15 protein-coding genes are annotated in these 14,272 nt (G+C 47.1%); 11 read left to right on the top strand and 4 right to left on the bottom strand.

Translation table 11 applies throughout. From position 1 onward, the window contains the following. Positions 1 to 5 precede the first annotated feature (5 nt). Positions 6 to 1,049, bottom strand: coding sequence for an aminoglycoside phosphotransferase family protein (locus BS617_RS02590; RefSeq protein ID WP_075171346.1), 1,044 nt, complete (start codon positions 1,047 to 1,049; stop codon positions 6 to 8). Between the two features lie 125 nt (positions 1,050 to 1,174). Between BS617_RS02590 and BS617_RS02585 the strand changes: the two genes are divergently transcribed. From BS617_RS02585 to BS617_RS02550, 8 genes are all read left to right on the top strand, one after another. Beyond that, positions 1,175 to 3,532 (top strand): LPS-assembly protein LptD, encoded by a 2,358-nt coding sequence (locus BS617_RS02585; protein ID WP_170870309.1) that lies wholly within the window; start codon positions 1,175 to 1,177, stop codon positions 3,530 to 3,532. Continuing rightward, entirely contained in the window at positions 3,519 to 4,817 is a 1,299-nt protein-coding gene (locus BS617_RS02580; RefSeq protein ID WP_075171345.1) for a peptidylprolyl isomerase, read from the top strand. Before BS617_RS02585 ends, BS617_RS02580 begins: the two co-directional genes overlap by 14 nt. Continuing rightward, positions 4,814 to 5,812, top strand: a complete 999-nt coding sequence (gene pdxA / locus BS617_RS02575) for a 4-hydroxythreonine-4-phosphate dehydrogenase PdxA (RefSeq protein ID WP_075171344.1) — start codon at positions 4,814 to 4,816, stop codon at positions 5,810 to 5,812. Before BS617_RS02580 ends, pdxA begins: the two co-directional genes overlap by 4 nt. A gap of 65 nt (positions 5,813 to 5,877) precedes the next feature. Continuing rightward, positions 5,878 to 6,690: a 16S rRNA (adenine(1518)-N(6)/adenine(1519)-N(6))-dimethyltransferase RsmA gene (gene rsmA / locus BS617_RS02570; protein WP_075171343.1), complete on the top strand. Its 813-nt coding sequence runs from the start codon at positions 5,878 to 5,880 to the stop codon at positions 6,688 to 6,690. A gap of 3 nt (positions 6,691 to 6,693) precedes the next feature. Beyond that, positions 6,694 to 7,083, top strand: coding sequence for a Co2+/Mg2+ efflux protein ApaG (gene apaG, locus BS617_RS02565; protein WP_075171342.1), 390 nt, complete (start codon positions 6,694 to 6,696; stop codon positions 7,081 to 7,083). Between the two features lie 25 nt (positions 7,084 to 7,108). After that, positions 7,109 to 7,924, top strand: a complete 816-nt coding sequence (locus BS617_RS02560; protein ID WP_075171341.1) for a symmetrical bis(5'-nucleosyl)-tetraphosphatase — start codon at positions 7,109 to 7,111, stop codon at positions 7,922 to 7,924. Positions 7,925 to 7,945: 21 nt separating this feature from the next. Beyond that, the gene (glpE, locus tag BS617_RS02555; RefSeq protein WP_075171340.1) at positions 7,946 to 8,263 is read left to right on the top strand and encodes a thiosulfate sulfurtransferase GlpE; all 318 of its coding nucleotides are present in this window, start codon (positions 7,946 to 7,948) and stop codon (positions 8,261 to 8,263) included. 2 nt (positions 8,264 to 8,265) lie between these two features. After that, on the top strand, positions 8,266 to 9,375 hold the full coding sequence (locus tag BS617_RS02550; RefSeq protein WP_075171339.1) for a tRNA nucleotidyltransferase/poly(A) polymerase-related protein: 1,110 nt from the start codon (positions 8,266 to 8,268) through the stop codon (positions 9,373 to 9,375). 33 nt (positions 9,376 to 9,408) lie between these two features. Here BS617_RS02550 and folK read toward each other — a convergent pair whose 3' ends face one another. Genes folK through tsaD form a run of 3 tightly spaced genes read right to left on the bottom strand, consistent with a single transcriptional unit; the run spans position 9,409 to position 11,350 of the window. Beyond that, positions 9,409 to 9,936: a 2-amino-4-hydroxy-6-hydroxymethyldihydropteridine diphosphokinase gene (gene folK / locus BS617_RS02545; RefSeq protein WP_075171338.1), complete on the bottom strand. Its 528-nt coding sequence runs from the start codon at positions 9,934 to 9,936 to the stop codon at positions 9,409 to 9,411. Then, complete coding sequence (gene folB, locus BS617_RS02540; RefSeq protein ID WP_075171337.1) at positions 9,936 to 10,292, bottom strand: dihydroneopterin aldolase; 357 nt, start codon at positions 10,290 to 10,292, stop codon at positions 9,936 to 9,938. Before folB ends, folK begins: the two co-directional genes overlap by 1 nt. After that, complete coding sequence (gene tsaD, locus BS617_RS02535; RefSeq protein WP_075173404.1) at positions 10,292 to 11,350, bottom strand: tRNA (adenosine(37)-N6)-threonylcarbamoyltransferase complex transferase subunit TsaD; 1,059 nt, start codon at positions 11,348 to 11,350, stop codon at positions 10,292 to 10,294. Before tsaD ends, folB begins: the two co-directional genes overlap by 1 nt. A 167-nt stretch (positions 11,351 to 11,517) precedes the next feature. Between tsaD and rpsU the strand changes: the two genes are divergently transcribed. The 3 genes from rpsU (at position 11,518) to dnaG (ending at position 14,182) form a co-directional block, all read left to right on the top strand. Continuing rightward, positions 11,518 to 11,733, top strand: a complete 216-nt coding sequence (gene rpsU, locus BS617_RS02530; RefSeq protein ID WP_028471240.1) for a 30S ribosomal protein S21 — start codon at positions 11,518 to 11,520, stop codon at positions 11,731 to 11,733. Positions 11,734 to 11,825: 92 nt separating this feature from the next. Next, positions 11,826 to 12,275 (top strand): GatB/YqeY domain-containing protein, encoded by a 450-nt coding sequence (locus BS617_RS02525; RefSeq protein WP_075171336.1) that lies wholly within the window; start codon positions 11,826 to 11,828, stop codon positions 12,273 to 12,275. A gap of 50 nt (positions 12,276 to 12,325) precedes the next feature. Then, positions 12,326 to 14,182 (top strand): DNA primase, encoded by a 1,857-nt coding sequence (dnaG, locus tag BS617_RS02520; protein WP_075171335.1) that lies wholly within the window; start codon positions 12,326 to 12,328, stop codon positions 14,180 to 14,182. Positions 14,183 to 14,272: the final 90 nt, after the last annotated feature.

Genomic DNA, 14,272 nt, shown 5'->3' with positions numbered 1-14,272 from the left:
TGCTTTCACAACTGAACATCCTTAAAACAATCTAGCTTTTTCATACTCGGAACTATCTGCTCTCGCAACCATCGCTCAACCGCCGCACATTCAGCGTACTGTTCTGAATACCTATGCAGCCCCTCCAACACGTATGACAGCACACGTGGTATGTCCTCTAAGTAGGCCGCCTTTCCATCACGGATATCTAATCGCGAAAAAATACCCAACACTTTGATATGACGCTGGAGCCCCATAAAATCAAACCATCTCAAAAAAGCAGCGTCAGTCACAGACTTATCGAGAACCCCTCGCTGCTGTGCTTTGATTCGATAAGCACTTACCCAACCAAAGACCTGCTCAGAAGGCCAAGCAACATAACAATCTTTTAACAAAGACACCAAGTCATACGTTATAGGACCAGCAACAGCGTCTTGAAAGTCAATAATTCCTAAGCGCCCTTCCTCTAGGCACATTAAGTTTCGGCTATGAAAATCACGATGCACAGTCACAACCGGCTGTTCAAGAGCACTGGCAACCAACACAGCAAACAGATCATCCAGCATCTTCTGCTCTTTTTCGCACAGCTGTCGCTTTAATAACTGACCTATAAACCATTCATTAAACAGAGACATTTCTCTTCTCAATAACGGCTCATCATACTGTGGCAAGCCATCATTCCCAACGTGTTGAATAGCCAACAGCGCGTCCATAGCGGCTGTATAAAGGCCATCGACCGACTGAGCACTAAGCTCTCCAAAGAGCAAGCTATCCCCAAAGTCTTCCAGCAACATAAAGCCTTGGGTAAAATCAACATGAATCACTTCCGGCACAGGTATGCCACTGTCTAACCATGTACGTGCAACTTCGACAAATGAAGTGCTATCTTCTTTTTCTGGCGGAGCATCCACAAGGATCCAAGAACGATCCTCATTTGTTAGTCTAAAGTAACGACGAAAGCTAGCATCGCCAGACACTGGCGTAATCACCCACCCTTTACCAAATGGCACCTTTTTTGAAGCAACTAAACTCGTTACCCACTGCTCCAATTGCAAAAGCCGTTGTCCCATCGTGCGGTTTCCTCTGGCACATCCTAGTTTGAATGTTTATTATTCCAGACTTTGCACCTAAACAACATCGCACCACAAAGTGCTCAGGCGTGGTAACACCCTGCTTTTTAACTGGGAAACGTCGGATGCCCTTACAAAAATCACCTTTTTTCCTTTTCATCAGCCTCATACTGGCGCCTGGCGCCTATGCTGACACAGAGACACTGCGACCTTGTTTAACTAACTTACCAAAACAAGAAGCCTGTGGTGCTAGCAGTGGAGCTGACAACCGTCCTGCATCCCAGTATTCACAGCTAGATTGGTTCCCCTATGCCCCCGGCACAGCACCAGGAATATGCAGTGGACGCTACATAGAACCAGCAAGCATATCCTCAGACGAAGATACAGATATTCTTGACCAGCCTATTATTATCAACGCCGAGCAAGGAAGCTCGTCACTTGGGCAGGGCACTAAACTCGAAGGTAGTGTAGATATAGCACAAGGCAATAGACGCTTGCAGAGTGAGTCAGCCACTTACGACCAAGTAACAGGCCAACTCGAACTAAACGGAGGTGCCTCATACCGAGAACCGGGCCTACTACTGCGAGGCGAAACAGCCGTTGCTAATACCAATACATTGGAGACCACTTTAACAGGGGCCCAATATGTTATACACGAACGTCAAATACGTGGTGATGTTGAGCGCATTACTCGCCGCCAAGACGAATCAATACTGATTGAAAACGGCAGCTACACCGTATGCCCACCGGGCGACGAAGCGTGGAAGTTACAAGCAAGCGAAATTATCTTAGATAAAAGCAGCGGTTTTGGACTTGCAAAACATGCAGCGTTGCGTGTTGCCGATGTCCCTATTTTATATTTACCCTACTTTTACTTTCCGATTGATGACCAGCGACATACAGGCTTTTTATACCCAAGCATCAGTATGAGTAATGATGACGGCGCTAGCATTAGCACGCCCTATTACTTAAATTTATCCCCCCAAATGGACGACACCATCGTCCCTCATTACATAGAGAAGCGCGGCTTTTTGTTAGAAAACGAATTCCGTTACATGAACCAATACACCCATAACACTCTAACAACCGCATTTCTTCCAAATGATAATCTTGAGGACAGAGATAGATGGCTGTTTTCATTTGTGCAACCAGGGCGCTGGACCGACAAGCTAACCAGCGAAATCAACTACATTCACGTCAGCGACAACGACTACCTAGATGATTTATCAACGCTCGCTGACATCGACGGAGATAGCCACCTAAGTAGAATAGGCCGAGTCACCTATACAGAAGAGCTATGGCAAGCTGACTTTTTATTACAAGGCTACCAGACTGTTGACGAAGACACCGACCGCCCCTACCAACGGTTACCAGAACTAACCTTCAACGGTGATACAGACAATAACGAACGCATCATGAACGCGGCACTTATTGCCCAAGCGACCAACTTTTACCGTAACAACAGCGGTTTTACCGGTATAGAGCGCGCTAATGGCGGACGCCTTCACTTAGAACCCGAAATCTATGCTAATTTCGTCAAACCGTGGGGCTACATCAAACCCAGCGCAAAACTATGGTATTCCAATTACAACCTAACTGATGCTGATGATTTCGACTCCAACCCGAGCACCTCGGTACCGATTCTTAGCATAGATTCTGGCTTAGTCTTTGAACGAAATACTGAGTTTGTGGGTACAAGTTATAAGCAAACGCTAGAACCGAGGCTTTATGCACTGTATGTTCCTTACGAAGAGCAAAGCGGCATACCTGATTTCGACACGACAGAATACAATTTTAACTATCAGTCCCTCTTTCGAGAAAACCGATATAGCGGATACGATCACATAGGCGATACACAACAAGTCTCTCTTGGACTCACTACACGTTTGTTTAGTGATTTAGGACGAGAAACGCTAAGCGCTAGTATTGGCCAAGCTTATTTCTATTCGGATCGCAAAGTAACACTCGATGATGATGAAAGTAATTATAGCAATGGTGATTCATCCGATATTGCAACCGCCATCAACTGGCGGGCTAATAAGCGGCTAGATCTGTCGATAGATGCAAATTTTGACCACAGCGCCTTTCGCAATACCGAAAACAACTTATCCCTTCGCTATCGAGCGGATGAAAACCGAATATTTAATATGAACTATCGTTACGCCGAAGGTATACGAGAGCAAAGCACGTTTGGCTTCATGTGGCCTGTTGATAAAAACTGGTCAACCTTAGGGGTTTGGCAGTACGATTGGTTCAATAAAAACGACGTAGATCTGGCCTTTGGTGTCGAATATGAAAGCTGTTGTTGGCAAACACGTGTTATTGTCCGCAACTGGCTAAAAGACGATGATGATAAAGATACGGCACTCTACGTCCAATTTGTACTCAAAGGACTCGGGAACCTCGGCAGCAACGGTGGATCCAGCCTTTTAGAAAAGATTACAGGTTTTAAACAGCGTGATGATAACAATGAAACTTTTTAATGCAGGGTCAGCAAAATACTGGCGCACACTATCGATTGGCTTACTGGCCTGCTCACCTTTATTACAAGCAGCTCCCGAAAAACTAGATGGCATTGCGGCCATCGTTAACGACGGTGTGGTACTAGAATCCCAACTCAAGGATCGTGTAGCCATAGTAACCGAACAACTTCAATCTCGTAATCAACGTGTGCCGCCTAAGAGTATCTTAGACTCACAAGTTATCGACCGTCTCATATTAGATAATTTACTTTTACAGATTGCTGAACAACAAGGCATAAAAGTATCAGATAGACAGCTTAACGAATCTATCGCTTCTATTGCCGCACGAAACGGTATGGATTTAGCGCAATTCCGCAACGCACTTATTGCCGAAGGACGCGACTACGTTTCTGCTCGCGAGCAAATTCGCAAAGAGCTGCTTATTTCTCAGGTTCAGCAAAGCAATGTTAGCCGACGCATCAAAATATCAGATCAGGAAGTGCAACATTTTCTTAAAACTGACAGCGCTGGTTTAAATCAGCCAGAATTGCTACTCAGCTTTATCCTGATCAGCATTCCTGAGCAAGCATCTCCAGAGCAAATCCAAGCTGCCGAGTCTAATGCATCGCAACTCCATCAAGAGCTGCTCAAAGGCGCCGACTTTGCTGAGGCTGCAATTGCCGCCTCCAGCGCACCTAATGCGCTTAATGGTGGAGACCTCGGCTGGCGTAAACAATCCGAACTACCAGAAGATATTGCTCAAGCACTAACCAACATGCAGCCAGGCGACATCAGCCAACCCATTCGTTCACCTAGCGGATTTTATATCGTACAGCTACGTGATAAACGCGGTGGTGAAATCCAAATGGTCGAACAAACTAAAGTGCGACATATCCTGCTTAAACCAAGCGAAATACGCTCGGCAGAACAAACGCAACGCATGATCAACAGCGTTGCAAGTCGCTTACAGGCTGGCGAGTCATTTGCTACCTTAGCTAAAGAGCTCAGTGATGATCCTGGCAGTGGCTCAGAAGGCGGCGAACTAGGCTGGGCACAACCTGGCCAGATGGTGCCCGAATTTGAGCAAGTTATGAATGCAACCGCCATTAATGAAATTAGCCAGCCTTTCGAAAGCCGCTTTGGCTGGCATATTCTGCAAGTAGAGGCTCGTCGCCAACAGGATTTGGGCGATCAAATTCGCGAAAATCAGGCTCGCTCCATATTAAACAAGCGCAAATATTCAGAAGAGCTTGCTAATTGGCTCCGAGAAATTCGCGCTGAAGCCTATGTCGACATCAAAATATGAGTGAATGTAAGCGGCTCGCCATCACAGCGGGCGAACCAGCCGGTATTGGGCCTGATCTGATCATACAGATGGCCCAGCAACCGCAGCAAGACCAACTGATAGTCGTTGCCGATCCCTCATTACTGACGGATCGCGCTGCGCATTTAGGCTTGCCGCTTACACTCATCCCTTTTGACCCAGAGCAACCAGCAACGCCCAATGCATTAAGTCATTTAACAGTGGCTCCAGTAACACTGGGAGCTCCTGCTCGCGTTGGTCAGTTAGACCCTCGCAACGCGCACTATGTATTAGATACGCTCTCGGTAGCGGCAAAGGGCTGTTTAAACTCTCTCTTCGACGCCATGGTAACAGCACCAGTGCACAAAGGAGTAATCAATGATGCTGGTATACCTTTCAGTGGCCATACAGAGTTCTTAGAAGCGCTAACCCACACTAATAAAGTAGTGATGATGCTCGCTACTGAAGGGCTGCGTGTCGCCCTAGTCACCACTCATTTACCGTTACGAGAAGTGGCCGACTCGATTTCGTCAGACCTATTAAACGAAGTTATCGATGTACTGCATTACGATCTTGTACACACTTTTGGCATCAGCAACCCACATATTATCGTCGCCGGCCTTAATCCCCATGCAGGGGAAGACGGACACATGGGGCGCGAAGAAATAGACACCATCTCACCCGTATTAAACAATTGGCGAGAAAAAGGCCTAAATTTAACAGGGCCTTTACCGGCCGATACCCTTTTTACGCCCAAATATCTAGAAACGTGCGATGCTGTACTCGCCATGTATCACGACCAAGGCCTTCCCGTGTTAAAATACAAAGGCTTTGGCAACGCCGTAAATATCACCCTAGGTATGCCAATTATTCGCACCTCGGTTGATCACGGCACTGCTATCGACTTAGCAGGCACAGGTAAAGCCAACCCCGGCAGCTTAGAAGTAGCTATACGCTATGCGGGTGATATGGCTCGCAATCGGATTAAAACGACATAAGCCTCCGATAGCCTGCAAACCAACGAGCTTAATTTAGCCTAAAAACAAACTACCCAAGAGCACACATGAGCCAACAGAAACCTGCTATGCACAAAGCCAGAAAGCGTTTTGGTCAAAACTTCCTTCAAGACCAAGGCATTATTCGGCAAATCATCCGTTCTATTGCTCCGCATACCACCGATCATATGGTCGAGATCGGTCCCGGGCTTGGCGCGTTGACTGAAGAGATATTAGACGAAGCAGGCGCACTGGATGCAATCGAGTTAGATAGGGATTTACCACCTATTCTGCGTACCAAATTTTTCCGCTTTGGTGATAAATTTCGCATTTTTGAAGCAGACGCCATGAAGTTTGATTTCAAATCGCTACGTGAAGAAGATGATCGTTTACTGCGTATTGTTGGCAACTTACCGTACAACATTTCCACACAACTAATTTTCCATTTGCTCAGCCATCACGGCGACATCCTAGACATGCACTTCATGCTGCAAAAGGAAGTTGTAGACCGACTAGCCGCTCAGCCAGGAGACAACCACTACGGGCGCCTGGGCATAATGGCGCAATACTATTGCAAGGTAGAACCCTTATTCATCGTGCCACCTGAAGCGTTTGACCCAGTCCCTAAAGTTGACTCAGCGATTGTGCGTCTCATACCTCACCAAACTTTGCCACTAGTTGCAAAAGACCTTAAGCAATTGGAGCGCGTCGTTAAAACCTCATTTACAATGCGTCGTAAAACCTTACGCAACAACTTAAAAGAAATAATTAGCGCAGACACACTCACTACACTTAACGTTGACCCATCTCTGCGCCCTGAACGTTTAACTTTAAAAGAATTCATAACAATCGCCGACTGGCTGACAGAGCAACAGGGGTAACATATGTTAGAGCTTATTGATCCTGACAAAGATATTCAGATTGCTGTCGACACACGTTTTTTGCCCGACCAGTCTGATCCAGAAGCCCATCGTTATGTATTTTCTTACCAGATAACCATCACCAACAGCTCCTTGATGCCTGTTCAACTGCTAAGCCGTCGCTGGGTAGTAACGGATGGCAACGAACATGTACAAGAAATTGAAGGTGAAGGCGTTGTCGGTGAACAGCCGATTATCGAGCCACAAAATAGCTACCAATACACCAGCGGCACCGTACTAGCCACGCATGTTGGCAGCATGTATGGGCACTACATAATGGAAACATCTGATGGTGAGCGTTTTAAGGCACCTATTGCTGCGTTTACATTAGCACAGCCTCTAGCGCTTCATTAATTGCATCCGACCCTATTGAGAGAACATGTCTACTTACGCAATCGGCGATATACAAGGTTGCTTCGACGAACTTAAAGCACTACTCGAGCTTATCCAATTTGGAGACCAAGATAAGCTCTGGTTTTGTGGTGACCTAGTTAATCGCGGCCCCAAATCACTAGAAACATTGCGTTTTATTCGCGGATTAGGCTCACAAGCTGTTACTGTGCTGGGGAATCACGACCTTCACTTGCTCGCCGTTCATCAGGGCTTCGCTAAAGCCAAGCGTAGCGATACACTCGATGCCATATTAACAGCTCCCGATCGTAACGAGCTGTTAGCATGGTTACAGCAACAGCCCTTAATTTATACCGACACTCAGCTCGGCTTTACAATGACTCACGCCGGCATTCCCCCTGCATGGTCCATCAAAAAGGCACATCGCTTGGCTAAAGAGTGCCAAAATGCCTTGCGTGAGAACCCTACAAACTACTTTGCTCATATGTACGGCAACCAACCTAATACATGGTCTGATTCACTTCAGGGCCCAGAACGCTTGCGAGTCATCACTAATTACTTTACCCGTATGCGCTTTTGTACACCCCAAAGCGAATTAGAGTTTGCCTCCAAAGGCGGTCTAGAGAGCCAACCTGACGGTTTTTACCCTTGGTTCAGCCTCCGAGAACAGCGCTTTCCCAATGACAAGTTAGTTTTTGGCCATTGGGCAGCACTCGAAGGGCACACTGGCACACAACAAATACATGCGTTAGATACCGGCTGCGTTTGGGGCGGCGCGCTACGTGCGCTTCGCCTTGAGGACTTATCCCAAACTGATATACCCAGCCAACAACTCAACCGCTAACTAATTAAAGAGATACCACTCATGGCAGAATTTAGATGCATCAATGCAGATGAAGCAATCACACTCATGAATGAAGGGGCGGCTATCACCGATATACGTGACTCCCAAAGTTTTGCAGCCGGACACATCACCGGAGCTTTACATCTCAACAACGACAACCTAGAGCAAGTGTTGCACGGGCTTGAATTTGATACTCCTGTCATCGTCTGCTGCTATCACGGCATCAGCAGCCAAAGCGCTGCTGCGTTTTTAGTAGAGCGTGGGTTTGAGAATGTCGCTAGTTTAAACGGCGGCTTCGAAGAGTGGCGTGTTAATCATGCTGATAAAATAGAGTCGTAACAATGCAGATATATCTGGTAGGCGGCGCTGTACGTGACGAGCTTCTTAATTACCCCGTTTATGATAAAGACTGGGTTGTCGTAGGCGCAACTCCAGAAGAGATGATAAAAAATGGTTACCGCCCTGTCGGCAGTGATTTTCCAGTTTTTATACACCCAAAAACTGGCGAGGAATATGCGTTAGCACGCACCGAGCGCAAAAGCGGTAAAGGCTACTCAGGCTTTCAATACCATGCATCGCCCGATGTTACATTAGAAGAGGACTTGTCTCGACGAGACCTCACAATTAACGCCATGGCCAAAAGCAGTAGCGGAGAATTAATTGACCCTTACGGCGGACAAAACGATCTTGCAACAAAGCAACTCCGCCATGTATCACCCGCTTTCTCTGAAGATCCTTTGCGTGTGTTACGGGTTGCACGCTTTGCGGCACGCTACGCCCATCTTGGCTTTACCGTCGCAGCCCCCACCCTCAAACTCATGCAAGCCATTGCCAGCACCGATGAATTATCGCATCTCACCAAAGAACGCATTTGGCAAGAGATGGAGCGCGCTTTATCTGAACGTTCCCCGCTTACATTTTTTAACGTCCTTGAGCAGGCCAACGCATTAGAACAATTGTTCCCTCCTTTCACTACACTTGTTAATAACGATAAAGCACAACGGATTGCAGTCCAATTCACCGACACCACCGAGACAAAGTTGCGCTTTGCAGCCTTGTGTTATGTGTGCTTTCACACACTCAGTGAAGCACAAACTAAACTGGATCAATTTTGTCGCGACTTACGCACCCAAAATCAAACCCGCGAGCTCGCCATCCACACGTTAATAGCGCATCCGCAACTTCAATGCTGGAGTTCACTGAGCGCAGAAAACAAACTCGCATTGATCAAACAATTAGATTTATTAAGACGCCCCGAGCGCCTGCCGCCACTGCAAGCTAGTACCCGCTTATTAAGTGATGAAAATACTAATGCTGGCGAATTACTAGCCAACCTGTGCGAGGAGCTCAAGGGAATTAACCCTAAAGCACTGATGAATGATGGATATAAAGGTGCTGCATTAGGAGAAGAAATAGCAAAACGACAAATAGCGATTTGCGAGCTTTTTTAAAGCACAACAGCTTTAAAATGCAACAGTGCCCACTTAGTTATTGAGAGGTTGGGCACGAGAAATAAGCTGGCCTTTCCACGAAAAATCAACAGGCCACAAGCGCTGAGTAGAACGATCATAATCAGCCCACAAGTTCGCATATGTTTGCTGACTAATAGGGTGGACATCATCTGGAGCTATTTCAGACAGCGGCCACAAAACAAACGCATTATAAAGGACCTCTCCCCTTGGCAACTCAACCCCATCGACCACACCCACAACTTGGTTATATGTGAGAATATCTACATCCAAAGTACGCGGAGCAAACTTAGCACCACCGCGGACGCGCCCATTAGCGTCTTCCAAGGCTTTTAACCACTGGGATAACTCACCTACACTCAATTCAGTATCCATTGCCACTACTAGATTAAGAAATGGGCTGCCGTTAAAACCTACCGCCTCACTCTCAAACACAGAAGACACCACTAACGGCGCAAAGCGCGCCTCTAGTGCATCCAACGCAGAAGCCACATGACGAAAACGCTCAATGTTACTACCAATGCTCAAATAGACTAACGCCATTAGCTGCGCTCTCCGCGCTCAATTTTGACCCCAACGGCCGCTGCCGCTGGAATTGCATCCGGCTTCGCCAACTTCAATGTCAGCCAGCTAACAGAAAACTCTCTCATGAGTAAGCTAGCTATTTCCTCAGCCATGGTTTCAACGAGTAGAAATTCGCTCTCTTGCACAAACTCAATCAGTCGATCACACACCGCTTTGTAATTCAGCGTGTTATCAATTTCTTCTGTTTGAGCAGCGTGCTTAATATCCGTCCCTAACTCCAGATCCAACACGACGCGTTGACGAATCTCGCGCTCCCAATCATAGATTCCAATGACAGTTTCTATCTGCAAACCTTCAACAAAAACGATATCCATTATGCTTTTTCACCTACAGACTCGACTGTATCATTGATGGATCCTAACAACTCCATTGACCAGCGAGGCTTAGCCTCTATCACCAACCCACTGCTTTGCCCTGCTAACAAGCGTTGGCACCCTGCATAAGCAATCATGGCGCCATTGTCCGTACAAAATTCAGGACGAGCATAAAACAATGAAGCCTTCTCCTTAGTCACAACAGCGTCAAGCCGCTCACGCAAACGCCGGTTCGCGCTCACTCCACCGGCTATAATTAATTGCTTTAGCCCTGTTTCTTGTAACGCTCTGCGGCACTTAATTGCCAAGGTTTCAACCACCGCCTCTTCAAAAGCCGCTGCTATATCCGCTTGAGTTTGCTGATCTAAAACCCCATCCTGAGTATGTTTAGCGATGGTATTGAGCGTAAAAGTTTTGAGACCAGAAAAGCTAAAATCCAACCCAGGACGATCAGTCATCGGTCGCGGGAAACGAAAACGCGTACGATCCCCCTGCTCAGCTAAACGGGCAACCAAAGGACCACCGGGATAATCAAGGCCGAGCATCTTAGCGGCTTTATCAAACGCCTCCCCCGCCGCATCATCAAGCGACTCACCTAATAAGTGATACTCACCAATTGCCGTTACCTTAACCAGCTGAGTATGACCGCCGCTCACCAACAAAGCGACAAAGGGAAATTCAGGAGGGTTCTCTTCCAGCATTGGTGCTAAAAGATGACCTTCCATGTGATGAACACCAATCGCAGGAACACCCCACGCCATGGCCAATGACCGCCCCGTCGATGCGCCTACCATCAGCGCACCAATTAGACCTGGCCCTGCTGTATAAGCAATCGCATCAACCTGATTAGCGGTTAGATCAGCACGTTGCATGACCTCTTTAATAAGAGGAAGCAGCTTTCTTACATGATCACGCGAAGCCAATTCAGGCACTACACCGCCGTATTCAGCATGCATTTTGACCTGACTATATAAGACATCAGCCAGCAAACCTTTCTCGCTATCGTAAAGCGCTACACCCGTCTCATCACACGACGTTTCAATACCCAGCACAATCATTAGTAACCGTACATCCGCTAATTCAAAAATAATCTCGCTATTATCCCTTATCGCAAGCGCAATTACACGAATATCACTTTGACAATTTTCATACGAGGGCATAGAATTTCGCACCTTATTCGGAATGGGTCCGGATTTAGCCAACTAAACAACTAAAAGGAGGCATCATGCCTGCAGTTAAAGTTAAAGATAACGAGCCATTTGACGTTGCTCTTCGTCGTTTCAAGCGTTCTTGCGAAAAAGCGGGTGTTCTAGCTGAAGTACGTAAGCGCGAATTCTACGAAAAGCCAACTTCTGTTCGTAAGCGTAAAGCAGCAGCTGCCGTTAAGCGTCACGCTAAAAAAGTATCTCGCGATATCTCTCGCCGCGTACGTATGTACTAATACGTTTTTCCGCTTTTTAAGCACGAAGAAACGTAATTTAGAATAGATTTTTTACAACCGGGTTAAGCATCCCTCAACACAGGTCATACAGAATGTCAGTACTCAAAAAACGGATTACTGAAGAAATGAAAGACGCCATGCGCGCAAAAGATAAACAGCGCTTAGGTACCATTCGTTTAATTCTGGCTGAATTAAAGCGCATCGAAGTTGATGAGCGTATAGAGTTGGATGATGCACGTGTGCTCGCGGTTTTGGATAAAATGTCCAAACAACGCCGTGACTCAATTGCCCAATATGATGCAGCGGACCGCAAAGACCTGGCGGACACTGAGCGACAAGAGCTGGAGGTGATTCAAACTTACTTGCCGCAACCGCTAACGACAGAAGAACTAACACAATTGATCGAAGATGCTGTTACAGCATCAGGCGCATCAGGAATGCAAGACATGGGCAAAGTAATGGCGATCATCAAGCCACAAGCCCAAGGCCGCGCAGACATGGGTGCCATTTCAGGACTGGTTAAAGCTAGCCTAACCAAGTAAGCTCAACTCCGCTAACCACTTTCTGTTAAATAGATTTCAGCGGAGCAGTTATGGCAGGCCGTATTCCACAAGGCTTTATTGACGATCTGCTAGCACGCGTTAACATCGTAGACATTATCGATGGCCGCGTTAAGCTAAAAAAGGCCGGCAAAAACTACTCAGGGCTTTGCCCTTTCCACCAAGAAAAATCGCCCTCTTTCTCTGTTAGTCCTGACAAGCAGTTCTATTATTGTTTTGGCTGCGGCGCAGGCGGCAATGCCATTGGCTTCTTGATGGAGTATGAACGGCTCGAATTCCCGCAAGCTATCGAAGAAGTCGCCAAAATAGTCGGAGTCGATGTTCCTCGCGATGAGGCTCAAGAGCAACGCCGCAGCGAACACAAAGCGCAATATCATATATTAGATGAAGCTTCCGCTTATTATCAGCGCCAACTAAAAGAACACCCCTCACGTGATCTAGCCGTCAACTACCTTAAGTCGCGCGGGCTCACCGGCAAAGTTGCCAGTTTTTTTGGCATTGGCTTTGCGCCCAGCGGCTGGGACAACCTTATTAATGCCGTGGGCGGCACCAGCGAAAAAGCAAACCTGCTAGAACTGAGCGGCATGCTGATTCGCCACGAAGAAAAAGACTCCCTTTACGATCGCTTTCGCAACCGTATTATGTTTCCCATACGTGACGCGCGAGGCCGAACAATAGCTTTTGGCGGACGTGTTTTAGGAGACGACAAACCCAAATACCTCAACTCTCCCGAGACTGACACTTTCCACAAAGGCCGGGAGCTTTATGGCCTTTACGAAGCCCGCAAGCTCACCCAAAAGCTAGAACGTATTGTTATTGTCGAAGGCTATATGGACGTTATTAGCTTGGCACAGTTTGGCGTCACCTATGCCGTAGCGACTCTCGGCACCGCCACGAGCCAACAACACCTAGAGCGGCTATTCAAAACCGTTTCAGAAGTTGTTTTCTGCTTTGATGGTGACAAAGCAGGCAGAAAAGCCGCCGAGCGAGCACTAGAAACCACACTCACCAGCATCAAAGATGGCCAAGAAGCTCGCTTTTTATTCCTACCCGAAGGGGAAGACCCAGACACGCTCATCAGAGCCGAAGGCAAAGACGGGTTTGAGAAACGCTTAAATGAAGCCTTGCCACTGTCTGAGTTTTTCTTTAAGTCCCACTCGCAAGGCAGCGACATGACAAGCATCGATGGTCGCGCTCGCTTTAGCAGCGAAGCACTCCCCATGCTTCAGCAAATGCAACCTGGCCTACTTAAGCAAATGATGATCGACAAAATTTGCGAGATAACCGGACTTACATTAGAGCAAATCAATAGCACCATTCAGCTTGTACCGACTAGCGCATCTAACAGCGCACACAACGACAGCTCATACGACAACAGCTATTATGAAGATGCAACACCGAACAACTTCACGCCCCGCGATAACAACTACCCTGAGCGTCGCAGCACCAAGCCATCACCCAAAGAACCATCCCGCCCAACCAACTCACTTTGCGGACATTTGGTGTCTTTATTACTGCATCACCCAGAACTAGCGCCATTAGCCACCGAATACGACTCATTAAGTGATTTACACGAGCCACACAGCGAGCTTTTACAAGCGTTTTTGCAATACCTACACACACACCCAAACACCAGCTTGCACACCCTGCTTATCGACTGGCGCGATGACGAAGAGCTCAGCAAACACCTACTTCAACTCAGTGGTATTTCGCATTTAGACCCCATACTCAACGGCAACCCTAAGCAACTTTTCAGCGATGCATGGAAGCGCTTAACACGCCGATTACAAGTAAACGAACTCCAAAAGCTACAAAAGAAGCCACTGGCAACACTAAGCCAGCCAGAAAAGCAGCGACTTTCAGAGCTATTAACACTTTCACGGCAATAACTTCACCCGCACCGGTTGCAATCAAAAACTTAATCCCAATATAAAACTGCATATGAATAAAAGTTAGACTAGACTTAGGCCATAAAACAG

Source organism: Neptunomonas phycophila (assembly GCF_001922575.1).
Lineage (GTDB): Bacteria > Pseudomonadota > Gammaproteobacteria > Pseudomonadales > Balneatricaceae > Neptunomonas > Neptunomonas phycophila.
The sequence above is the reverse complement of the archived record's forward strand: the minus strand, read 5'-3'. Positions and strand labels throughout refer to the sequence as shown.